The sequence below is a fragment of the Microbacterium lacusdiani genome (assembly GCF_054779895.1).
The window spans coordinates 1-22,437 of the sequence record NZ_BAAGXJ010000001.1; the positions used below are offsets into that span (position 1 = coordinate 1).

General features: G+C 71.9%; 18 protein-coding genes. 10 read left to right on the forward strand and 8 right to left on the reverse strand.

What is annotated here, in order from left to right:
- Window positions 1–40 precede the first annotated feature (40 nt).
- The 5 genes from ACYVGN_RS00005 to hrpA all read right to left on the reverse strand — a co-directional run bounded on the left by ACYVGN_RS00005 (window position 41) and on the right by hrpA (window position 7,970).
- Window positions 41–877 carry a hypothetical protein gene (locus ACYVGN_RS00005; protein ID WP_460787970.1) on the reverse strand — a complete coding sequence of 279 codons (837 nt, stop codon included), beginning with the start codon at window positions 875–877 and terminating at the stop codon, window positions 41–43.
- A 431-nt stretch (window positions 878–1,308) separates the two neighbouring features.
- Window positions 1,309–2,079 (reverse strand): amino acid ABC transporter ATP-binding protein, encoded by a 771-nt coding sequence (locus ACYVGN_RS00010; RefSeq protein WP_134746565.1) that lies wholly within the window; start codon window positions 2,077–2,079, stop codon window positions 1,309–1,311.
- A complete protein-coding gene (locus tag ACYVGN_RS00015; RefSeq protein WP_460787971.1) occupies window positions 2,076–2,981 on the reverse strand; it encodes an amino acid ABC transporter permease in 906 nt (301 codons plus the stop codon). The genes ACYVGN_RS00010 and ACYVGN_RS00015 overlap by 4 nt, the downstream gene beginning before the upstream one ends.
- Entirely contained in the window at window positions 2,978–3,883 is a 906-nt protein-coding gene (locus ACYVGN_RS00020; RefSeq protein WP_460787973.1) for an ABC transporter substrate-binding protein, read from the reverse strand. Before ACYVGN_RS00020 ends, ACYVGN_RS00015 begins: the two co-directional genes overlap by 4 nt.
- A 112-nt stretch (window positions 3,884–3,995) precedes the next feature.
- A complete protein-coding gene (hrpA, locus tag ACYVGN_RS00025; protein ID WP_460787975.1) occupies window positions 3,996–7,970 on the reverse strand; it encodes an ATP-dependent RNA helicase HrpA in 3,975 nt (1,324 codons plus the stop codon).
- 124 nt (window positions 7,971–8,094) lie between these two features.
- On the opposite strand from hrpA, the gene ACYVGN_RS00030 reads away from it, so the two are divergent.
- The 3 genes from ACYVGN_RS00030 to ACYVGN_RS00040 all read left to right on the forward strand — a co-directional run bounded on the left by ACYVGN_RS00030 (window position 8,095) and on the right by ACYVGN_RS00040 (window position 10,674).
- The gene (locus ACYVGN_RS00030) at window positions 8,095–8,436 is read left to right on the forward strand and encodes a DUF817 family protein (RefSeq protein ID WP_460788308.1); all 342 of its coding nucleotides are present in this window, start codon (window positions 8,095–8,097) and stop codon (window positions 8,434–8,436) included.
- Between the two features lie 72 nt (window positions 8,437–8,508).
- The gene (locus tag ACYVGN_RS00035; protein ID WP_460787976.1) at window positions 8,509–9,783 is read left to right on the forward strand and encodes a glycosyltransferase; all 1,275 of its coding nucleotides are present in this window, start codon (window positions 8,509–8,511) and stop codon (window positions 9,781–9,783) included.
- A 54-nt stretch (window positions 9,784–9,837) separates the two neighbouring features.
- Window positions 9,838–10,674 (forward strand): aldo/keto reductase, encoded by an 837-nt coding sequence (locus ACYVGN_RS00040; RefSeq protein ID WP_460787978.1) that lies wholly within the window; start codon window positions 9,838–9,840, stop codon window positions 10,672–10,674.
- A gap of 54 nt (window positions 10,675–10,728) precedes the next feature.
- On the opposite strand, the gene ACYVGN_RS00045 is transcribed toward ACYVGN_RS00040, so the two are convergent.
- Window positions 10,729–12,240 (reverse strand): dolichyl-phosphate-mannose--protein mannosyltransferase, encoded by a 1,512-nt coding sequence (locus ACYVGN_RS00045; protein WP_460787979.1) that lies wholly within the window; start codon window positions 12,238–12,240, stop codon window positions 10,729–10,731.
- A 198-nt stretch (window positions 12,241–12,438) separates the two neighbouring features.
- Here ACYVGN_RS00045 and ACYVGN_RS00050 point away from each other — a divergent pair, with 198 nt between their 5' ends.
- Window positions 12,439–13,722, forward strand: a complete 1,284-nt coding sequence (locus ACYVGN_RS00050; RefSeq protein WP_460787980.1) for an HNH endonuclease signature motif containing protein — start codon at window positions 12,439–12,441, stop codon at window positions 13,720–13,722.
- 27 nt (window positions 13,723–13,749) lie between these two features.
- On the opposite strand, the gene ACYVGN_RS00055 is transcribed toward ACYVGN_RS00050, so the two are convergent.
- Entirely contained in the window at window positions 13,750–14,298 is a 549-nt protein-coding gene (locus ACYVGN_RS00055; RefSeq protein WP_460787982.1) for an NADPH-dependent FMN reductase, read from the reverse strand.
- Between the two features lie 84 nt (window positions 14,299–14,382).
- Here ACYVGN_RS00055 and rsmI point away from each other — a divergent pair, with 84 nt between their 5' ends.
- Window positions 14,383–15,201, forward strand: a complete 819-nt coding sequence (rsmI, locus tag ACYVGN_RS00060) for a 16S rRNA (cytidine(1402)-2'-O)-methyltransferase (protein WP_055990051.1) — start codon at window positions 14,383–14,385, stop codon at window positions 15,199–15,201.
- A 13-nt stretch (window positions 15,202–15,214) separates the two neighbouring features.
- On the opposite strand, the gene ACYVGN_RS00065 is transcribed toward rsmI, so the two are convergent.
- Window positions 15,215–15,922 (reverse strand): FadR/GntR family transcriptional regulator, encoded by a 708-nt coding sequence (locus ACYVGN_RS00065; protein WP_055990045.1) that lies wholly within the window; start codon window positions 15,920–15,922, stop codon window positions 15,215–15,217.
- Window positions 15,923–16,059: 137 nt separating this feature from the next.
- On the opposite strand from ACYVGN_RS00065, the gene ACYVGN_RS00070 reads away from it, so the two are divergent.
- From ACYVGN_RS00070 to metG, 5 genes are read left to right on the forward strand one after another with little or no spacing between them, the layout of a single operon-like run.
- Window positions 16,060–17,442, forward strand: coding sequence for a GntP family permease (locus ACYVGN_RS00070; RefSeq protein WP_055990041.1), 1,383 nt, complete (start codon window positions 16,060–16,062; stop codon window positions 17,440–17,442).
- 16 nt (window positions 17,443–17,458) lie between these two features.
- The gene (locus tag ACYVGN_RS00075) at window positions 17,459–18,229 is read left to right on the forward strand and encodes an SDR family oxidoreductase (RefSeq protein ID WP_460787984.1); all 771 of its coding nucleotides are present in this window, start codon (window positions 17,459–17,461) and stop codon (window positions 18,227–18,229) included.
- Between the two features lie 14 nt (window positions 18,230–18,243).
- Window positions 18,244–19,263 carry a zinc-binding dehydrogenase gene (locus ACYVGN_RS00080; RefSeq protein WP_460787986.1) on the forward strand — a complete coding sequence of 340 codons (1,020 nt, stop codon included), beginning with the start codon at window positions 18,244–18,246 and terminating at the stop codon, window positions 19,261–19,263.
- A 14-nt stretch (window positions 19,264–19,277) separates the two neighbouring features.
- Window positions 19,278–20,855, forward strand: a complete 1,578-nt coding sequence (locus ACYVGN_RS00085; RefSeq protein WP_460787987.1) for a gluconokinase — start codon at window positions 19,278–19,280, stop codon at window positions 20,853–20,855.
- A complete protein-coding gene (metG, locus tag ACYVGN_RS00090; RefSeq protein ID WP_460787989.1) occupies window positions 20,852–22,429 on the forward strand; it encodes a methionine--tRNA ligase in 1,578 nt (525 codons plus the stop codon). The genes ACYVGN_RS00085 and metG overlap by 4 nt, the downstream gene beginning before the upstream one ends.
- Window positions 22,430–22,437 lie beyond the last annotated feature (8 nt).

Sequence of the window (22,437 nt, forward strand, 5' to 3'; positions counted from 1 at the left end):
CCACACCGCGATCGGGAAGCTCCCGCCCATCAGCCGGATCTCAAACAACCTGGCTGGGCAGTACACCTAGGCCGGCGTGCGCGTGACGTTCACCGGCTCGCCCGCCCAGTTCTTCGGCCTCGACGCGGCGAGCGGCTGGCACGAGGTGGCCACGCGCCTGAAGGTGCCGGCGGGAGCCACCAACGTGCGCATCGAGCCGATGGTCGACTACATGAAGGGCGCCATGCGCCTCGACGACGTCGACATCGAGATCAACGGCGCGTTCACCGACCTCGCCGGGCAACAACGCCGTGTCGATCACGACCGACACCACGACGAGCCGTCTCGCGCTCACGCAGGACATCACGCTGCCCGCGGGCGGCGGCACGTACGTGGTCGACTTCGCGTCCAAGATCGACGCGATCAGCGGCGGCGGCAAGGCCGGCTTCCGGATCGACGTGCTCGACGGATCCAAGGGGACGTTCTTCTTCGGGACGAACGTGCCCACCAACAGCTGGGAGCGCACGCGCGGCGCGTTCGTCGTGCCGGCCGACTCCACGAAGATCCGCGTGCATGTCTTCAATGACCAGGTCAAGGCGACCGCGCTGTACGACGACGTGATCGTGCACGCCTCGTCCGCCGCCATGGAGCTCATGACGTCCAAGACCGCGTCGGGGGACATCGCGCTGAGCTGGCTGAAGCCCGCGGCGTGTTCTTCGAGTCGGTCAAGCACCCGAACGTCGTCGGGCCCGACAAGGCGAGCAACTGGGTCGCCGTGATCCGCGGCGCCGAGCTCGCCCAGCACCTCGCCCTGCGCGGCGAGGGCACGTACGGCTTCCGCGACGCGCGCATGGGCCGGATCATCGACCAGCTGCGCCAGCACCTCGACGCCGCGCACACCGACGGCGGGTGGTTCCAGGAGGGCCTGGACTACCTCGACTACACCAACATGATCTCGGTGCCGGGCATCACGGGGAGCTTCGACGCCGGCATCGACGCGCTGCGCTCGGCGTGGGCCGCGCCCGGCACGGCGGGCATGCTGCTGCACACCGCGTCGTTCCGCGAGCCGAACCACAAGCTCCAGTGGGGCGTGGGCGGCGACGCGGGCACGGTGTCGTGGCGTCGACGGCGCCGGCAACGTGGGGGTCCAGACGGCGACCCGCGAGGCCGTCGTCGACATGGCCGACCGCGGCGACGTCGACACGATCGTCGCGATCCGCGACACGTTCGGCGACTCGGCGTCGCACGAATGGAAGTGGCAGCTGGCGCCACAGGCGGGCGTCACGCTACAGATGGCGGGCCGCGCGCGGCGGCCCGCCATCGCTCGCGTCAGCGGGACATCCGGGCCAGGAACGTCCGGGTGCGCTCGTGCTGCGGGGCGTCGATCACCTGCGCAGGCGGGCCCTGCTCGACCACGACGCCGTCGGCCATGAAGACCACGCGGTCGCAGACCTCGCGCGCGAAGCCGATCTCGTGCGTGACGACGATCATCGTCATGCCCTCGTCGGCCAGGCGGCGCATGACGCCCAGCACCTCGCCGACCAGCTCCGGGTCGAGCGCGCTCGTCGGCTCGTCGAACAGCATGACCTTGGGCTTCATGGCCAGGGCGCGGGCGATCGCCACGCGCTGCTGCTGCCCGCCGGAAAGCTGCGACGGGTACGCGTCGGCGCGGTGCGCGAGGCCCACGCTGTCGAGCAGCTCCATGGCCTCCGCGCGCACCTCGGCGCGGGGGCGCCGCCGCACGCGCAGCGGGGCCTCGATCACGTTCTCCAGCACGGTCATGTGCCCGAACAGGTTGAACCGCTGGAACACCATGCCGATGTCCTGGCGCCGCTCGGCGACCTCGCGGGCGCGCAGCTCGTACAGGCGGCCGCGGTGCTCGCGGTAGCCGACCAGGACGCCGTCGACGCGGATCTCGCCGCGGTCGACCTCCTCGAGGTGGTTGATGCAGCGCAGCAGCGTGGACTTGCCCGAGCCGGACGGGCCCAGGATGCCCACGACCTCGCCCGCGCGCACCTCGAGGCTGACGCCCTTGAGCACCTCGTTGTGGCCGTACGACTTCTCGACGTCCTGGATGGTCACCAGCGCGTCCGACGTCATGCCGCCACCTCCTTGCGCTCGCCGCGGAGCGGGAGCAGCCGGGCGAGCAGGCCCGACGGCGCCCGGTCCTTGTCGAAGCGGCGCTCGATGACCGCCTGGATCACGCTCGCCACGCTCGTCAGGATGAGGTACCACGCGCTCGCGACGAGGAACATCTCCATCTGCGTGAAGTCCCCGGTGCCCATCTGGCGCGAGCGGAACAGCAGGTCGCCGGCGCCGATGATCGAGACCAGCGACGTCTCCTTCAGCAGCGTGACCAGCTCGTTGCCCGTCGGCGGCAGGATCGACCGCATGGCCTGCGGCAGCACGATGCGGCGCATGGTCTGGCCGGGCGTCATGCCGAGCGCGCCGGCGGCCTCCGCCTGGCCCTTGTCGACCGACAGGATGCCGCCGCGGACGATCTCGGCCATGTACGCGGCCTCGTTGAGCGCGAGCGCCAGGATCGCCGCGGTGAAGGGCTGGATTATCGCGTTCGTCTCGACCGTCGTGAAGCCGAGATCGATGCGCGGCAGGAAGAGCGACAGGTTGAACCAGATCAGCACCTGCACGAGCAGCGGCGTGCCGCGGAACAGCCACACGAACCCGAACGCGAAGGCGGCCAGCAGGCGGTTGCTCGACAGGCGCATGATCGCGATGCCGACGCCGAGCGCGGCGCCGAGCACCATGCTGACGATCGTCAGCACCACGGTCATGCCGAGGCCCTCGAGCACCGCCTGCGCGCCGAAGCGCGAGAACACGACATCCCAGCGCACCGCGCTGTGCGCGGCGATGTCGGCGACCAGCTTGACCGCGAGCGCCACCAGGATGGCGACCACGACCCACTGGCCCCAGTGCCGCACCGGGACGACGCGCGCCCCGGCGGCCGCGCGGGCGTCGGAGCTCAGGGGGCCGGCGGAGGTCACTCGTCCGCGCCGTTGACGGTGATCTCGTCGAGGCCCGACGACTCGAGCTCGTACGACGCGAGGATCTCGCCGTAGGTGCCGTCGTCGACCAGCGACTGCAGGCCGGCCTGGAACGCCGCCACCAGCTCGTCGTCGCCCTTCTTGAAGACGTAGCCCAGCGGCGACGGGTCGATCGACTCCGTGTTGGCGACCTCGAACGCCTGTCCGCCGCCGATCTGCGCGGCGTTGTAGCGACCGGTCGCCTCCTGCGTCAGCATCGCGACCGTGCGGCCCTGCTGCACCTGCAGCAGCGCGTCCGAGTCGGTCGGCTGGGTGAGGATCTCGATCGGCTCGTCGCACTCGGCGCTCTGCGCCTCGAGGATGCCCTGCTGCGTCGAGTCGACCAGCACCGAGACCGGGTGGCCGCACAGATCGGCGAGCGTGCCGATGCCCTCCGGGTTGCCGGCCGCCACGATGATCGCCTGGTCCGCCATGAAGTAGTCGACGAAGTCGTAGTTCGCCTGGCGCTCGACCGTGTCGGTCATGCCGGCGACGACGAGGTCGAAGCGCTCGGCGTCGAGCGACGGGAGCAGCGTGTCGAACGCGACGTTCTCGAGCGTGTACTCGATGCCCAGGCGAGCCGTGACGGCGTCGAGCAGGTCGATGTCGAGGCCGATGATCGTCGATCCGTCCGTGTCCATGTACTCGTACGGGGCGTAGCCGGCCTCGGTCCCGACCACGACGGAGCCCGACTCCTGCACGTCGGCGGGCAGCATCGCGTGCAGCTCCTCGTCTGCGCTGACCGCGGTCTCGGGCGCCTCCGACTCGGTCGAGGCGCCGCCGGCGCAGCCCGCGAGCAGCAGGCCCGAGAGGGCGAGAGCGGCGGCCGCGGCGATCGGACGTGCGGGGAGAGTCGAGGACATCATGCTCCTATCGATGCCGCGCGGGTGTGCGGGCGGCGGTGCGAGTGCGAGGGGATGCTCCATTCTAAATCGGCGGCGTTTCGCCCCCGTTTCGGCCCGGCGGCGTCGGATCTCAGCCGCGCAGGGCCTTCTGGATGCGCTGCACCGAGACCTGCTCGGCGGTGCCGAGGCGCTGTGCGAACAGGCCCACGCGCAGCTCCTCGAGCATCCAGCGCACGCGCACGAGGCGCTCGGGCGTCTCGGCGGGAAGCGGGATCGTGCCGCCGGCCTCGGCGAAGGCGGCCGTCGCGCGCTCGAGCTCCGTCATCCAGGCGCGGTCGCGCCCCGGGTTGTCGGGCAGCGCCTCGAGGCGCAGTCGCGCGCCCTCGAGGTAGCGGGGCAGGTGCTGCAGGCGCGCGAGCCCGGTCGCCGAGACGAAGCCCGGGTGGATGAGGCCCGCGAGCTGACCGCGGATGTCCCCGAGCGGACCGAGGAGGGCCATCGAGTTCGACTTCTTGAGACCGCGCTCCACCTCGCGCGCGGCGGTCAGGATGCGGGCGACGAGCGACACGCACGCGAACACGTCGTCCACGGATCCGCGCGTGGCCTCGGCGCGGAGCGCGTCGAACGCCGCGCGGGTGCGGGGGAGCGCGCCTGCGCGGTCTATCACGGCGTCGGCGACGGCGGCGCGGCAGTCCTCGATCAGCGCCTTGGCGGACGGGTACGGCGAGGCGGCCAGCGCGAGCTTCTCGTTCGCGGTGAGGTGCTCCTGCACGTACGAAGTCGGGGAGGGCACCTGCAGCAGCAGGAGCCGCCGCACGCCGCGCCGCGTCTCGGAAGCGGCGCGCTCGGGCGTGGCCTCGACGCGCATCGCCACGGAGGAGCCCTCGTCGACCAGCGCCGGATAGCCGCGCACGACGCCGCCGGCCACCTTGGTGTCGACCACCTCGGGCAGATCGCCGATCGCCCAGTCGGTGAGGCCCTTGCGCTCCAGCACGGGGGCCGATGCGGTCGCGGCGACGGCTGCGGGGTCGGCCTTGCGCGCGTCGGCCTGCTGGGAGGCCCGGTCGAGCGACCGCGCGACGCTCTGCCGCGCGCGCCCCGCGAGCCGCTCCTGGAGCGCCCGCAGGTCCCGATCCGACCCGAGGGCACGCCCGCGCTCGTCCACGGCGCGGAACGACATGGTCAGGTGGGCGGGCACGCGCTCCATCTCGAAGTCCGCGTCGGTGACGGGCTGGTTCGCGACGCGCTGGATGCGACGGGCGAGCGCCTCGCGCAGGGTCTGCGGCGGCCGGCCGGCGTGGTCCTCGGGGCCCGCGCCCTCGAGCTCGGCGGCGAGCTTGTCGGCCCAGTCCGCCGCGGGAACGACGTGCCGGCGGATCGCCTTGGGCAGCGCGCGCAGCAGCGCCGTGATGAGCTCCGACCGCATGCCCGGCACCTGCCAGTCGAAGCCGACCGGCTCGAGCGACGCCAGCAGGGCGAGCGGCACGACCACCGTCACGCCGTCATCCGGCGCGCCCGGCTCGAACCGGTACGCGAGGTTGAGCGTCTGATCGCCCTGCGTCCACCGCGTGGGGAAGTCGCGCGCATCGGCCGTCGCCTGGCCCTCGACCAGGTCGGACTCGCGCATCGTCAGCAGCTTCGGCGTGCGCGTCAGCGCGTCCCGCCACCAGGCCTCGAATGACCGCACGTCGAACACGTCGGCGGGGATGCGGGCGTCGTAGAACGAGAAGACCGCCTCGTCGCCGGCCAGGATGTCGCGGCGCCGCTCGCGCTCCTCGAGCTTCTCGAGGCGGCGGCGCAGCTCGTGGTTCTGGCGGAGGAACGCCGTGACGTTCTGCGGCAGGCGGGACGGATCCCACTCGCCCTCGACGAGCGCGTGCCGCACGAACAGCTCGCGCGCCGCCGCGCGGTCCACGCGCGCGAACTGGATGCGCCGGCGCGGCACGATCTCGACGCCGTACAGCGTGACCTTCTCGTACGCGACCGCGGCCCCCGCGTCCTTCGACCAGTGCGGCTCGGTGACCTGCCGCTTGGCCAGGTCGCCCGCGAGCGCCTCCGCCCACGCCGGGTCGATCTGCGCGACCGTCCGGGCGAACAGCCGCGAGGTCTCGACCAGCTCGCCGGCCATGACCGCCTTCGGTCGCCGCTTGCGCAGAACCGAACCCGGGAAGATCGAGAACCGGATGCCGCGCGCACCGCGGTACTCGGCTCCCTTGCGCGGGTCCTTCGACTTCTCGCGCTCGTCGAGCAACCCGATCTGCGACAGGAGACCGGCGAGGAGGGCCTGGTGGATCAGATCGGCCTGATGCCCCGGCTGGTCTCCTCCGTTTCGACTCCGCTCGCTGGCGCTCGCTCCGCTCAACGACCGGGAAGCGCTCGCAGATCGGTTGCGCTTCCCGCTGTCGCGGGGTCCCAGCCCCGAGGCCAGTCCCCGGAGCTGGCGGTGGACGTCGAACCACTCCCGCACGCGCACGTAGTTCAGGAACTCCGCGCGGCACAGGCGGCGGAACGCGCTCGAGCCGAGCTCGTCCTGCTTCTCCTGCAGGTGGTTCCAGAGGTTGAGCAGCGTCAGGAAGTCGCTGGTCGGATCCGCGAACCGGGCGTGCGCCTGATCCGCCTGCTCGCGCTGCTCTTCGGGGCGCTCGCGGACGTCCTGGATCGACAGGCCCGACACGATCGCGAGCACCTCGGGAACGGTCCCGTTGCGGTGCGCCTCGACGAGCATCCGGGCGAAGCGGGGGTCGATCGGCAGGCGCGCGATGTCGCGGCCCACGCGCGTCAGCCGCGGCGAGCCGTCCCGCGTCAGCACGACGGCGCCGAGCTCGACCAGCAGATCCAGGGCGGCCTTGACGCCGCGCGAGTCGGGCGGCGTCAGGAACGGGAAGTCCTGGATGTCGCCGAAGTCCAGGGCGAGCGCCTGCAGGATGACCGACGCCAGGCTCGTGCGCAGGATCTCGGGCTCGGTGAACTCGGGGCGGCGCGCGAAGTCGTCCTCGCCGTACAGCCGGATCGCGATGCCGGCGCTGGTGCGGCCCGCGCGACCGGACCGCTGCTGCGCCGACGCCTGCGAGATCGCCTCGATCGGCAGGCGCTGCACCTTGGCGCGGTTGCTGTATCGCGAGATGCGGGCCGTGCCCGTGTCGATCACGTACTTGATGCCCGGCACGGTCAGAGACGTCTCGGCCACGTTGGTCGCGAGCACCACTCGGCGCTTGAGGCCCGCGACGGTCGACCGCTCGAACACGCGGTGCTGCTCGGCCGCGCTCAGCCGGCCGTACAGCGGCAGCACCTCGGTGGGCGCGCGCTGGTCGCGGAACGCGCCGCGCACGGCGTCGGCCGCGTCGCGGATCTCGGCCTCGCCCGGCAGGAACACCAGCACGTCGCCCGGCGCCTCGCGGTCGAGCTCGCGCAGCGCCGCGACGATCGCCGACACCTCGTCCTCGACCTCGTAGCCCTCGTCGGGCGCGTCCTCGGCCGCGGCGTCCGCCACCAGGGGCCGGTACCGGATCTCCACGGGGAACGTGCGCCCCGAGACCTCGATGATCGGTGCGGGCGTGCCGTCCGCGGCCGCGAAGTGCTTCGCGAAGGACTCCGGGTCGATCGTGGCCGAGGTGATGATCACCTTGAGGTCCGGACGCTGGGGGAGCAGCTGCTTGAGGTAGCCGAGCAGGAAGTCGACGTTGAGCGAGCGCTCGTGCGCCTCGTCCACGATGATCGTGTCGTAGCGCGACAGCCTCCGGTCGCGGTGGATCTCGTTAAGCAGGATGCCGTCGGTCATCAGCGCGATGCGCGTGGAGTCCGAGACCTTGTCGGTGAAGCGCACCTTGTAGCCCACGAGCCCGCCGAGCGGAACCTCGAGCTCCTCGGCCACGCGCTCCGCGATCGTGCGCGCCGCGAGGCGCCGCGGCTGGGTGTGCGCGATGCGCTCCCGGCCGAGCTCGAGCGCGATCTTCGGCAGCTGCGTGGTCTTGCCCGATCCCGTCGCGCCCGCGACGATCACGACCTGGTGATCCCGGATCGCGCGCGCGATCTCGTCCCGCGCGGCGCTGACGGGCAGCTCGGGCGGGTAGGCGATCCGCCAGGGCGCGGTCGGGTCCTCGGGCATAGCCTCCCAGTCTACGAGTCCCGGGCGGCTCCCCGGCGGCGGCCCTAGGATCGCGCCATGTCGCCCGCGTCGCAGCAGTCTGAGAGCCGCCGGGCGTTCACGCCCGTCGAGCAGCGCATGGGTCCTGCTCGCGCTGGTGCTGGTCGTCTACGCGCGCTGCACCCTGCACTTCCGCAACCACCGCACGCGGGCGTGGCGCCGCATGCCGATCCTGGTCGCGTTCACGGGCGTGGCGTTCTTCATCTGGATCGCCGAGAACATCGGCACGGCGGCAGGGGCCTGGATCTACCCGGATCAGGCGGACGGCTGGCAGATCGTGTCGATCTCGAAGCTGGTGTCGTGGCTGCTGCTCATGATCATCTCGGTCGTGCTGGTGACGTTCGTCTACCGGCCGCAGGCGACGGACCCGGTGGAGGGCGCCGGGAGGGGAGCGGTGCCCGCGTTTCCGGATCGGGCATCCGTCTGACACATCCGTGGCGTACCATGCCCGGAATCGCGGCAGCGAGCCGCATCTGCGCCCCCGAGCAGAGGAGCCGACATGTCCCGCCGACTCGTCATCGTCGTCCGTGCCGATCCCGTGATCTGCGGTCACTCCGGCGAAGCCCGCAACCTGGCGGAGGCGGCGCGGCGGCGCGGCTTCGACGAGGTGCGGATCGTCACGTGGCCCATCGAGCGCCTGGAGGCCGCGGGCCTGCCGCTCAAGCCGCTCGACACCGTGCTGCCGTACAGCGACGGCATCCTGGTCGAGCGCCCCGAGCCGGTCGGCGACTACAAGGTCGTCGACGGCCGGTACATCCAGGGCCTGGTCGGACGGCTCGTCGAGCTGTTCACCGACGGCGTGCCCACGGTCGCGATGTCGCTGTACCTCAGCCCGCACACCACGGCCGTGACCGACGCGGTCGAGGTCGCGCGCCGGACCGGCCTGCCGGTGAACGTCGTGACGATCGCCGAGGCGGTCGGATCCGATGTCACCAACGTCGTCCGCCAGTGCGTGACCGAGGGGCGCTTCGGCGCCGCCGCGCACGTGCTGGAGTCGTACCTGGCGAGCGACGTGTGCGTCGCGGTGTCGCAGTACACGAAGGACCTCATCGTCGAGGAGGCGGGCCTGCTCGACCGGATGCACGGCACCCGCTACGCCGAGCGCTGCGCCGAGAAGATCGCGATCTCGTACCCCGCGATCGATTCCTCGCTCTTCCTGGGTCTCGATCCCTCCGAGGTCGATCGGCACCTGGCGGCGCGCGGTCTGGAGCGCGACGGCTACGTGTTCTACCTGTCGCGCCTGGCGCGGGCCAAGGGGGTAGAGGACCTGATCGCGGGTTTCGCCGCGTCCGAGTCCGCGGCGGGGAAGCAGCTGATCATCGCCGGGCGCGGGCCCGAGGAGCAGGAGCTGCGCGGCATCGCGGCGGCCTCGCCCGCGGCGGACCGCATCGGGTTCCTGACCGATGTCGACGACGCCGAGAAGCCGTTCCTGTTCGCCGGATCGGCCGCCTACGTCCTGCCGACCAAGCCGCGGCCGGAGTTCATCGAGACGTTCGGCATCGCGCTCGCCGAGAAGGCGCTGTCGGGCGGCGGCCCCGCGATCACGACCCTGACGGGCGGCGTGGGGGAGGCTGTGGGCGACACCGCGATGGTCATCGACGTCGACGCGCCGGATCAGATCGCCGCGAGCATCGACCGGGCGCTCGCGATGGGCACGGAGGAGCGCCTGGTGTGGGAGGAGCGGGCGCGCGCCCACGCGCTGCAGTTCGACCGGATGAGCGTGTTCGACCGGCTCTTCGACCGCGTCGCGGCGCTCGACCCCGTGTTCGTCTGACGGATTTGTCGCCAGTCGCCCCTAATGGCCTCTGGCGCTTCTAGGCTCGAGATCATGAGCGTACCCACCATCACCCTCAACTCCGGTTTCGAGATTCCCCAGCTGGGCTTCGGCGTCTTCCTGGTGCCCCCGGCCGAGGCCGAGGCGGCCGTCACCGCGGCCCTCGAGGCCGGATACCGCCACATCGACACGGCGGCGATCTACAAGAACGAGGAGGGCGTCGGCGCCGCGATCGCCAAGAGCGGCATCCCGCGCGACGAGCTGTTCATCACCACCAAGCTCTGGAACGACCGCCAGGACGGCGACGACCCGAAGGCCGCCATCGCCGAGAGCCTCGAGAAGCTGGGCCTGGACTACGTCGACCTGTACCTGACGCACTGGCCCGCCCCCGAGCGCGGCACGTTCGTGAACGCGTGGCAGAAGCTCGTCGAGATCCGCGACGCCGGTCAGGCGCGCAGCATCGGCGTCTCGAACCACCTGGTCGAGCACCTCGAGGCCGTCGTCGAGGCGACCGGCGTGACCCCCGCGGTCAACCAGATCGAGCTGCACCCGGCGTACCAGCAGCGCGAGATCACGCAGTGGGCCGCCGACCACGGGATGTTCATCGAGTCCTGGGGCCCGCTGGGCCAGGGCAAGTACGACCTCTTCGGCGAGAAGGCGGTGGCCGATGCCGCCGCCGCGCACGGCAAGACGCCCGCGCAGGTCGTCATCCGCTGGCACCTCGAGAAGGGCTTCATCGTCTTCCCGAAGTCGGTGCGCCCGGAGCGCATGGCCGAGAACTTCGACGTGTTCGACTTCGAGTTGACCGACGCCGAGGTCGCCGCGATCGACGCGTTGGACCCGCTGGACGGCTCGGGCCGCGTGGGCGCCCACCCGCTCGAGCTCAACTGACGCTCGCTGAGCCGTCGAGGCCCCGGATCCGGACGTCGGATCCGGGGCCTCGTGCTAGACCCAGCCGGGCAGCCAGTTGTGGAGCTGCCAGAGCGGGTATGGCTCGAGGAAGCCGGTCGACAACGGCAGGAAGAACACCGCGATGAGCACGGCGATCGCGACGAACGCGATCGCGAACACCCGCCACGCGCGCGTCTCGGCCGCCGCGACCTCCTCGGCCGACACGACCTCGGCCGGGCTCGGGTCGCGCGGCGTGACGGGATCGCGCGGACGCGTCAGCCATCCGAGCGCCAGGGCCAGCGCGATGACCAGGAACGGCAGCATCGTCACGGTATAGAACTGGAAGATCGTGCGCGACGGGTACAGCAGCCAGGGCAGGTAGGTCGCCGCGAGGCCGGTGAGCGCGAAGCCGAAGCCCGGCGCGAGGGCGCCCGCGCGCCGGCGGATGAGCAGCACGACCGCCAGGATGACCGCCGCCCACGCGGCGTACCACGTCACGGGGTTGGGGTGGCTGCCGATCACGCCGATGCAGTCGTCGCTCCAGCCGCACCACTCCTCGCCCGCCTCGGGGCGAGCCAGCCACATCGCGGTGGGCCGCAGCAGCAGCGGCCACTGCCAGGCCGGGCTGGCGTAGGGGTGACTGCTGGAGAGCCCCACGTGGAACGCGTACATCGACGAGTGGTAGTTGAGGAGCGCGACGAGGGGGTTCGCATCCGAGGCCCGGTCGTAGCCGCCCGATGTGACGAGCCATCCGGTCCACGACGCGAGGTAGACCGCGGCGGCGACCGGGACCAGCAGCACGAACGCGATCGCCCCCTGCAGCACCGAGCCGGCGAACCACTCCTCCTTGCGCGCGCGGTGCCGCACGATGGCGTCGTGGACGACGATCCAGATGCCGACCGCGGCGAGCACGTACAGGCCCGACCACTTGACGGCGCACGCCGCGCCGAGCGCGAGCCCGGCGGCGACGATCCACGGGCGGCGCCACAGCAAGGGGCCCGCGATGCCCTCGGACGACAGGATGCGCTCGTCCGTGCGATCGCGGTCGAGCAGGACGAACCAGAACGCGAGCGTCACGAAGAACGCCAGGAACCCGTCGAGCAGGCTCACCCGGCTGAGCGCGATCGCGAGTCCGTCGACCGCGAGCAGGCCGCCCGCGACCGCGCCGATCGCGATGGAGCCCGAGAGGCGCCGCGCGATCTCGTAGACGAGCGGCACCAGCAGCGTGCCGATCAGCGCGGCCGAGAAGCGCCATCCGAAGCCGGAGTCGGCCCCGAACAGCAGCATGCCGACCGCGATCAGCCACTTGCCCAGCGGCGGATGCACGACGTACGCGGCGTCGGTGGAGTACACGTCGGTGTCGCCCGACGTGAAGCTCTCGTTCGCGTCGTCGGGCCACGCGCCCTCGTATCCGAGGTGCAGCAGGGTCCACGCGTCCTTGACGTAGTAGGTTTCGTCGAACACCAGGTCCTGCGGATGCCACAGCCCGATGAAGCGCAGCGCGGCGGCGAGCAGCGTGAGCCCGAGCGGCACCAGCCAGCGGGCGGTCCGGGGCGCGAGAGTCACCCGGTCAGCCTACGGCGGGCGCTGGCCGGCCCTGGGCGCCGAGCGAGGGAGCGCCGCCCCGCCGTGTTCGTTGAGCGGAGCGAGCGCCAGCGAGCGGAGTCGAAACGGCTGAAGCCGCCCGCGGCGCAGCCCTCCGACTTCTCCACAACCTCTCCCGACCTTCGAACAAATGTCCGAGGGTGGTGGGAGAATGGGGGCATGCCACGCTTCACGGATGCGGACAGCTCGGGGTGGGAGTTCACCCCGGGTGAGTTGGCGCGGACGCGTGCCGGGGTGGAGCGGTTGAAGGAGATCAGGGCTCAGCGGGCGGCGCTGGATGCGGCGGAGGCTGCGGAACTCGCGGCGCTGATGGGCATCGCGATCGATCAGATCGGGCGGATGCCGGATGCGAGCGTGTATGAGTTCCCGGTGCGGTCCATGGCCGCGGAGGTGGCGCTGGCGACGAGGGAGTCGCCGCGGGCGGTGCAGGGGCGGATGGACCGCGCGCACACGCTGGTGACCCGGTTCCCGGCGACGCACGCGGCGCTCGGGGAGGGGCGGATCACCTCCCGGCACGCGCAGGTCATCGCCGAGGCCGGTGCGGACCTCGATGAGGATGACGCCCGGGCGGCGTTCGAGTCGGAGATCCTCCCGCTGGCGGAGAAGGCGACCCCGTATCGCACCAAGGCGCTGGCTGCGCGGGTGGCGGAGAAGCATCAGCCGGTGTCGGCGACGGTGCGGCATGAGGAGGCGCGGGAGCGGCGGGGCACGTGGGTGGAGGACCAACCGGACGGGCAGGCGGTGCTGTGCATCAGCGGCCCGGCGTACATGATCCACGCCGCCCATGATCGGCTGACCGCGCAGGCCCGGGTGGTGAAGCGCGCCCGCGGCGCCTCCGATGACCCCGCGGTCGCGGCGGACGAGCGCGACCTGGGCCGGCTGCGGGCGGACCTCGCACTGGATCTGCTGCTGTCGGGCATGCCGTCCGGTCACCCGGTCGAGCAGCACATCAACGCGAGCATCGAAGTCACCATCCCCGTCACCACCCTCGCCGGTCTCGACGACGAGACGGCCCTTTTGGCCGGGTACGGGCCGATCGATGCGGACACCGCCCGCCGCCTCGCGGCCGGCGCGGTGGGGTGGGAGCGGCTGTTCCTCCACCCCGACACCGGGGCCCTCCTCACGGTCGATCACCGCACCCCGACCGCGGCGCAGCGGCGGTACCTGCTGGCGCGGGATGGGACGTGCCGGGTCCCGGGGTGCGCCACGAAGGCGAAGCACTGCGACATCGACCACACGATCCCGTGGTCCAACGACGGCCCCACCGGCGTCGAGAACCTCGCCACGATCTGCGAGCCCCACCACATGATGAAGCACCACTCGCCCTGGGACGTCGACCAGGTCGGCCGCGGCATCCTCCGATACCGCAGCCCGGCCGGGTACGAGTACTACGACACCCCGTACCGCATCGAATACGTCGGTGGCGGCGCACCACCCTTCTGAGGTCGAGCGCGGAAGCGGCGTCCCGGGCTAGAGTCGCTCGGCGATCGCGTCCAGCAGCGCTGCGGCCGACGTGTCCATGATCTCGGTGGGCTGCAGTGCGCCGTCGTCGTCCACCAGGGAGTGGACGTTCGGGATCATCACGATGTCCGGCATGGTCTTCATCGACAGCGACGAGCCGACCTGCTTGAGCTGCTGTGCCGCGCGGAGGCCGCCCGAGACGCCGCCGTAGCTCACGACGCCGAGGGGCTTTCCTGCCCACTCGTGGAACAGGTAGTCGATTGCGTTCTTGGTCGCCGAGTTGAGCGCGTAGTTGTACTCCGGGATGACCCACACCACCGCGTCGCCGCGGTCGATGGTCTCGCTCCAGCGCTTCGTGTGCTCCTGCGTGTACCGGCGCTTGCGCGGGTGGTTCGGCTCGTCGAGCATCGGCAGGTTCACCTCGCCGAGATCGATCAGCTCGATGTCGAACCGCTCGTCTGCTTCGGCGTGCGCCGTGAACCACTCCGCGACGGTGCGTCCGATGCGTCCGGGGCGCGTGCTTCCGATGATGATCTGGATGAGCGGCGTGTCGGCCATGGCTGGCTCCTCTCGGCGTCGGACCCCCAGTCTGGGCGCCGGCCGCGCCCGGGCCAAGGGGGTGGACGCGGCTACGCTGAGGCGGTGATCATCCTCGCGGCGACCCCGATCGGCAACCTCGGCGACGCCTCGCGGCGCCTGATCGAGGTGCTCGAGGAGGCCCCCCTGGTGGCGGCCGAGGACACCCGGACGGCGCAGCGGCTGTTCGCCGCGCTCGGGATCTCGAACCGCCCGCGGCTGATCGCGATGCACGACCACAACGAGCGGCAGAGGGCCGGGGAGCTGGTCGAGCTGGCGCGCGAGCAGGATCTGGTCGTCCTCACCGACGCGGGCATGCCCACCGTCAGCGACCCGGGCTACGGGCTCGTATCGGCGGCGGCCGAGGCCGGCGTCCTGGTCACGGCCATCCCCGGTCCCAGCGCGGTCCTCACCGCGCTGGCGGTGTCGGGCCTGCCGACCGACCGCTTCGCGTTCGAGGGCTTCGTCGCCCGCAAGCCCGGGGAGCGGCGCCGGGAGCTGACGGCCCTCGCGGCGGAGTCGCGCACCCTCGTCTTCTTCGAGGCGCCGACCCGCGTCGCGCAGACCCTGGCCGACATGGCGTCCGCGTTCGGCGCCGACCGGCGCGCGGCCGTCTGCCGCGAGCTCACGAAGCTGCACGAGGAGGTCGCGCGCGGCACGCTCGCCGAGCTGGTCGCGTGGGCCGAGGCGGGCGTGCGCGGCGAGCTCGTGATCGTGGTCGAGGGCGCGACCGCGGGCGAGACCCCGCTCGAGGACGCGCTCGCCCAGGTGCAGAGCCTGGTCGCGTCGGGGACGCGCCTCAAGGATGCCGCCGCCGAGGTCGCCGCGCACACGGGGCACTCGTCGCGCGACCTGTATCAGGCCGCGCTCGCGGCCCGCGGCTGAGCACGGGCTCGCGTCAGCCCCAGGCCGACGCGTCGCCGGCCACCTCGCCCCACACGGTGTGCATGTGCCCGCGCGAGTGCCGCTCGGCCTCATCCGCGTCGCCGGCGACGATCGCGAGCGCGAGGCGCAGGTGGTCCTCGAGCGTCCCCGCGACTGGGATCGAGGGAGTGAGGCCCAGGCGTGTGCGGCCCTCCAGCACGGCGTGCACCGGGCGCTCGAGCGCCGCCAGCAGCGGGTTGCCGGATGCTGCGAGAAGCGTCGCGTGGAACGCCAGGTCGATCTCGAGATAGGGGTCTGAGGCGCCCAGGCCGCGATGGCCCAGGTCGTTGAGCTCCTCTGCGAGACGCTTGAGCTCGGCGCGCTGGGCCGGCGTCGCCCGCTCCGCCGCGAGGCGCGCGGCCATCGGCTCGACCGCGACGCGCAGCTCCATGAGCGCCTCGAGCTGCTGCTGCCGGAACGGTCCCTCCAGGTTCCAGCCGATCAGGAGGGGATCGAACGCGTCCCACCGCTCGCGGGGGAGCACCGTGATCCCGACCCGGCGGCGGGACTCGACCATCCCGAGGCTCTCGAGCACCCGGACCGCCTCGCGCACGACGGTGCGCGACGCCCCCTGCTCGGCCTCGATGCCCGCCAGGGTGAGCACGGCGCCGGGCGGGATCTCGCCCGCCGCGATGCGCCGCCCCAGCTCGCCGAGCACGTCCGAGTGCACTCCACCGGCCATCTCGCTCCCTTGCCATCCGGAATGGTGCTACCTTACCTGCTGAATAAGTAGTACCTTTGAGCGGTCTCGACTTTCCCGAGCCGCGACGCGCGGAGCGCCACGACGGCGCGATCCCTCGATTTCAACGGAGAAACCACATGGAAGATTGGACCCAGACCCTCGGGGCCGGTCCGCTGCTCGGCATCGCCGCGGCGGCCGTCGCCCTGATCCTGTTCCTGGTCATCAAGGTGCGCCTGCACGCGTTCCTCGTGCTGATCGTCGTCTCGCTGCTCACGGCCATCGCCACCGGGCTGCCGATGGGCGTGCTGGTCAACGAGGTGCTCGTCTCGGGCTTCGGATCGACGCTCGGATCGGTCGCGCTGCTGATCGGCCTGGGCGCCATCATCGGCCGCCTGATCGAGTCCAGCGGCGGCGCCAAGGTCATCGCCGAGCGGATGGTCGCGATCTTCGGCGAGAAGCGCGCGGCGTTCGCGCTCGGTCTCACGTCGCTGATCCTCGGCTTCCCGATCTTCTTCGACGCGGGCCTCGTGGTCATGCTGCCGATCATCTTCGCCGTCGCGCGCCGCATCGGCGGCAAGAACCTGCTGCTCTACGGCTTCAGCGGCGCCGCGGCGTTCTCGGTCATGCACGTCTTCCTGCCGCCGCACCCGGGCCCCGTCTCGGCCACCGAGCTGTTCGGCGCCGACCTGGGCGTCGTGATGCTGATCGGCCTCGTGATCGCGTTCCCGGCGTGGTACCTGTCGGGCTACCTGTGGGGCAAGTTCGTCAACAAGCGCTACCCGATGATCGTCCCCGCACTGTTCGGCACGACCGACCCCGACCAGCCGGTGAACCCGCCCAAGGCGGGCACGGTCGTCGCGATCCTGCTGCTGCCGATCCTCCTGATCTTCATGAACACGGGCCTGAACGCGCTGGGCTCGGTGGGCGCGGTCAACCGCGACGACACCTGGGTGCAGGCGCTCATGCTGATCGGCACGTCGCCGGTCGCGCTGCTCATCACCGCGCTGGTCGCGCTGCTGGTGCTCGGCAAGTTCCGCGGCGAGACCGGATCGGCGCTCGAGAAGCTGATCGAGAACACGCTCGGCACGGTCGCGTCGGTCATCCTGATCACGGGCGCGGGCGGCATGTTCGGCGGCGTCCTGCGCGCGTCGGGGATCGGCGCGGCGCTCTCGGAGTCGCTCGACGACCTCGGCCTGCCGCTCATCTTCGCGGCATACCTGATCGCGGTCGCGCTGCGCGTCGCGCAGGGCTCGGCCACGGTCGCGCTCGTCACCACGGCGGGCCTGCTCGCCCCGGCCGTCACGGCCGGCGGCTTCGGCGTCGTCGACACCGCGGCCATCACGCTCGCGGCGGCGGCCGGCTCGGTGTTCGCCAGCCACGTGAACGACTCGGGCTTCTGGCTGGTCGGCCGCCTCATGAACATGGATGTGAAGACCACGCTGAAGACGTGGACAGTGCAGCAGGCGCTGGAGTCGCTCGTCGGCTTCGCGATCGTGCTCGCCGTCTACGCGATCTTCTGATCCGGCGGCCGGGACCATGACGAACGACATCTTCGACATCACGGGCCGCCTGGCCCTGGTGACGGGCTCGTCGCGCGGCCTCGGCCGGTCGCTCGCCCTGGCGCTCGCGGAGGCGGGCGCCAGGGTGGTGCTCCACGGCCGGGACCAGGGCGCCCTGCGCGACGCGAGCGACCAGCTCGAGCGCGCGAGCGGCTTCCGCCCCGCGAGCGTCGGGTTCGACGTGACGGACGCCGCAGCGGTCGAGGACGGGATCGGCGGCCTGATCGCCGAGCACGGCGTGCCCGACATCCTCGTCAACAACGCGGGCGTGCAGCGCCGCGCGCCGTTCACCGAGTTCCCGGTGGGGGACTGGGACACGGTCATCGCCGCGAACCTGTCGAGCGTGTTCTACGTGTCGCGGTTCGTCACGCCGGGCATGGCCGAGCGCGGCTCGGGCAAGGTGATCAATGTCGGCTCGGTGCAGTCGAAGCTGGCGCGCCAGACGATCGCGCCGTACTCGGCGTCGAAGGGCGGCGTCGCGCTGCTGACCCAGGGCATGGCGGCGGATCTCGCGCGCTTCGGCATCCAGGTCAACGCCATCTCGCCCGGCTACTTCGCCACCGAGATGAACCGCACCCTCGTGGAGGACGAGGCGTTCAACTCGTGGCTCGTGAACCGCACCCCGGCGCAGCGCTGGGGGGACTTCCGCGAGCTGTGGGGCACGCTGCTCTACCTCGCGTCGGACGCGTCGAGCTTCGTCTCGGGGCAGAACATCTTCGTCGACGGCGGCATGACCGCGGTCGTGTGAGCAGGAGGAACCACATGCGCGCGGTCTGGATCGACGGCAAGGAGGCGCTCGCGGTGCGCGAGACGCCGCAGCCCGAGCCCGGCGAGGGCGAGGTGCGGATCCGGATCGACTACGTCGGCATCTGCGGATCCGACCTGCACTACTGCTTCGAGGGCGCGAACGGCGAGTACGTCGTGCGGGAGCCCCTCGTGCCCGGCCACGAGCTGTCGGGACGGGTCGACCTCGACCCCACCGGCGTCCTCGCCCCGGGCACGCCGGTCACGGTGCACCCGGCGCGGTTCGGCACCGCCGTGCCCGGCACCGAGGACCAGCCGCACCTGTGGCCGGGTGGCTCCTACCTCGGCAGCGCCTCGACGTGGCCCCACACGCAGGGCGCGATGGCCGAGCTGCTCGTGGTGCGCGCCGACATGGTGCGCGTGCTGCCCGAGGGTCTGCCGGTGCGCCGGGCGGTCCTCGCCGAGCCCCTCGGCGTGGCCCTCCACGCCGCGACGCGGGCCGGGGACCTCGCTGGCGCGCGCGTGCTCGTGTCGGGAGCGGGTCCCATCGGCCTGCTGGCGCTCGCGGCCGCGCAGGCGCGCGGCGCGGCATCCGTCACCGTCAGCGACGTGCTCGCCGAGCCGCTCGAGCGCGCCACGACGCTTGGCGCCGACGCGGTCGTGCGCGTCACGGAGGAGTCGCTGCCGGTCGAGGCGTTCGACGTCGTGCTCGAGTGCTCGGGCGCTCCCGTCGCGATCAGCGCCGCGGGCGTGGCGGTGCGCCGCCGCGGCACCGTGGTGCAGGTCGGGATGCTGCCGAACGAGCCGCGGCCGATCAACCTCGCGCCGTTCATCTCGAAGGAGGTGGCGCTGCTGGGTGCGTTCCGGTTCCGCGACGAGATCGACGAGGCCGTCGCGCTGCTGGCCGCGCGCCCCGAGCTCGAGCAGGTCGTCACCGACGTGCTGCCCATCGACCGGGCGCTGGAGGCATTCGAGCTGGCGCGCGACTCGCGCCGATCCAGCAAAGTGGTGGTGTCGCTGGGCGAGCCGGCGGCCTGAGGAAGCGAGCGGACATGGGCACAGGCGCCGAGCCGCGGGGAGCGCGCGACGTCGTCATCGGAGTCGACATGGGCACGACGGCCACGAAGGTCGTCGCGTACACGCCCGACGGTCGCCGCGTGGCGACCGCCTCGAACGGCTACCCGCTGGAGGAGCCGCATCCCGGCCACGCCGTGCAGGACCCCGACCTCATCCTCGGCGCCGTGTACGCGGGCGTGCGCGAGGTCGTCGCCGAGGTGGGCGCGGGCCGGATCGCGGGCCTGTCGTACTCGTCGGCCATGCACAGCGTGATGGCGCTGGACGTCGAGCTGCAGCCCCTGACGCCGGTCGTGACGTGGGCCGACACGCGCGCCTCGGTGCAGGCCGAGCGTCTGCGCGCGTCGGCCGGGGGGCTGGCGCTGCACCGTCGGACGGGCACGCCCGTGCACCCCATGTCGCCGCTCACCAAGCTGATGTGGTTCCGCGAGCAGGAGCCGCGCATCCGGCAGAGCGCCGCGTTCTGGGTGGGAATCAAGGACTACGTCCTGCTCCGGATGACCGGCGCGCTCGTGGTCGACCACTCGCTCGCGTCGGCGTCGGGCCTGATGGACATCCACCGGCTCGCGTGGGACAAGGAGGCGCTGAGCCTCGCGGGCATCCGCGACGACCAGCTGGCCGAGCTCGTCTCGACCACGACCGTGCTGCCCGGCATGACCGAGGAGGCCGCGGCCGCAACCGGCCTGCCGCTCGCGACGCCCGTGGTGGTCGGGGCCGGCGACGGCCCCCTCGCCAACCTGGGCGTGGGCGCGGTGCGCCCCGGCGTCGCGGCCTGCTCGATCGGCACGAGCGGAGCGCTGCGCGTGGGCGTCGACAGGCCCGCGGTCGACCCCCGCGGGGGCGTGTTCTGCTACGCCCTGACCGAGGACCGCTGGGTGATCGGCGGCGCGATCAACAACGGCGGCGTGGTGCTCGACTGGGTGCGCTCCGAGATCGCCGGCGGCGAGGACGTGCCGACCGCGCAGCTGCTCGACGAGGCCGCGGAGGTCCCGGCCGGATCAGGCGGCCTGATGATGCTGCCGTACCTGCTCAGCGAGCGGGCGCCGCACTGGTCGAGCGTCGCGCGCGGCGCCTACGTCGGACTGACCCGCGGGCACCGGCGCGAGCACCTCGTCCGCGCGGCGGTCGAGGGCGTGGCCCTGCAGCTCTCGCTCGTGCTGCACTCGATGCGCGCGGCGGGGCTCGAGATCGACGAGATCCGCGCGACGGGCGGCGTCATGCAGCACCCGCTGTGGCAGCAGACGCTCGCCGACGCACTCGGCACGCCCATCGGCCTGCCCGAGGGGCAGGAGGGCTCCGGCTTCGGCGCCGCCCTGCTCGGCATGGAGGCCCTCGGCCTGATCGAGTCGATCGACGTGGCCGCCCAGATGATCCCCGTCAGCCGCGAGGTGCGCACGCGCCCCGCGGACGCGGCCGTCTACGCGACCCTCCGCCCCATGTTCGACGAGCTCTACGACGCCCTGCTGTCGACCAACGCGCGCCTGCAGAAGCTCGCCCCCTCGCTCCCGCTGGACCGCGAAACGCCGGGTGAAGGCGCATCTAGGATTGACGGGTGACTTCCGGCCGATCGTTCTACATCACCACGCCGATCTACTACCCGAGCGACGTGCCCCACATCGGGCACGGGTACACGACCGTGGCGGTGGATGCGCTCGCGCGCTGGCACCGCCAGGCGGGCGACGACGCGTGGATGCTCACGGGCACCGACGAGCACGGCCAGAAGATGATGCGGGCCGCGGCCGCCAACGGCGTTTCGCCGCAGGAGTGGGTCGACAAGCTCGTGTCCGAGTCGTGGCAGCCGCTGCTCGAGACCCTGGATGTCGCGAACGACGACTTCATCCGCACCACGCAGGAGCGGCACGAGACCAACGCGCAGAAGTTCTGGCAGGCCATCTACGACCGCGGCTACGTGTACGCGGGCGAGTACGAGGCGCTGTACTGCGTGGGCTGCGAGGAGTTCAAGCCCGAGAGCGAGATCGTCGACGGCACGGGCGCGTTCGAGGGACTGAAGGTCTGCGCGATCCACTCGAAGCCGCTCGAGCTGCTCCACGAGAAGAACTACTTCTTCAAGCTCAGCGAGTTCCAGGACCGCCTGCTCGCCCTCTACCGCGACCGTCCCGACTTCGTGCAGCCCGAGTCGGCACGCAACGAGGTCGTCGCGTTCGTGCAGCAGGGACTCAAGGACCTGTCGATCTCGCGCTCCGCGTTCGACTGGGGCATCCCGATCCCGTGGGACTCCTCGCACGTGCTCTACGTGTGGATCGACGCGCTCCTGAACTACGCGACCGGCATCGGCTACGGCGCCGACCCCGAGTCCTTCGACCGCCGCTGGCCCGGCTACCACGTGGTCGGCAAGGACATCCTGCGCTTCCACGCCGTGATCTGGCCCGCCATGCTGATGGCCGCGGGTCTCGAGGTGCCCAAGGGCGTCTTCGCGCACGGCTGGCTGCTCGTGGGCGGCGAGAAGATGTCGAAGTCGAAGCTCACCGGCATCGCTCCCGACGCGATCACCGACGTGTTCGGCTCGGACGCCTACCGCTTCTACTTCCTGTCGGCGATCGCGTTCGGCCAGGACGGCTCGTTCTCCTGGGAGGACCTCTCCGCCCGCTACCAGGCCGAGCTCGCGAACGGCTTCGGCAACCTCGCGTCGCGCACCATCGCGATGATCGGCAAGTACTTCGACGGCGTCGTCCCGCAGCCGGGGGAGTACTCGGAGGCCGACGGGGCGATCCAGCGGGTCGTGGCCGACGCGGCGAGCGAGGCCGACGCGGCGATCGAGAAGTTCCGGATCGACGAGGCGATCGCGCGCATCTGGACGATCGTGGACGAGCTGAACGGCTACATCACCGAGAACGAGCCCTGGGCGCTCGCGAAGGACGAGTCGAAGCGCGAGCGTCTCGCGACCGTGCTCTACACGTGCGCCGAGGGCCTGCGCGCCCTCGCGGTGCTGCTCTCGCCCGTCATGCCGCAGGCCACCGGAAAGCTGTGGACCGCTCTGGGCGCCGAGGGTGCGCTGGGCGGCCTCGCCGCGCAGCCGATCCGCAAGGCCGGCGCCTGGGGGCAGCTGCCCGCCGGCACCGCGACGCAGGCGCTCGCGCCGCTGTTCCCGCGGATCGAGCAGGCCGACTGACCGGGGCC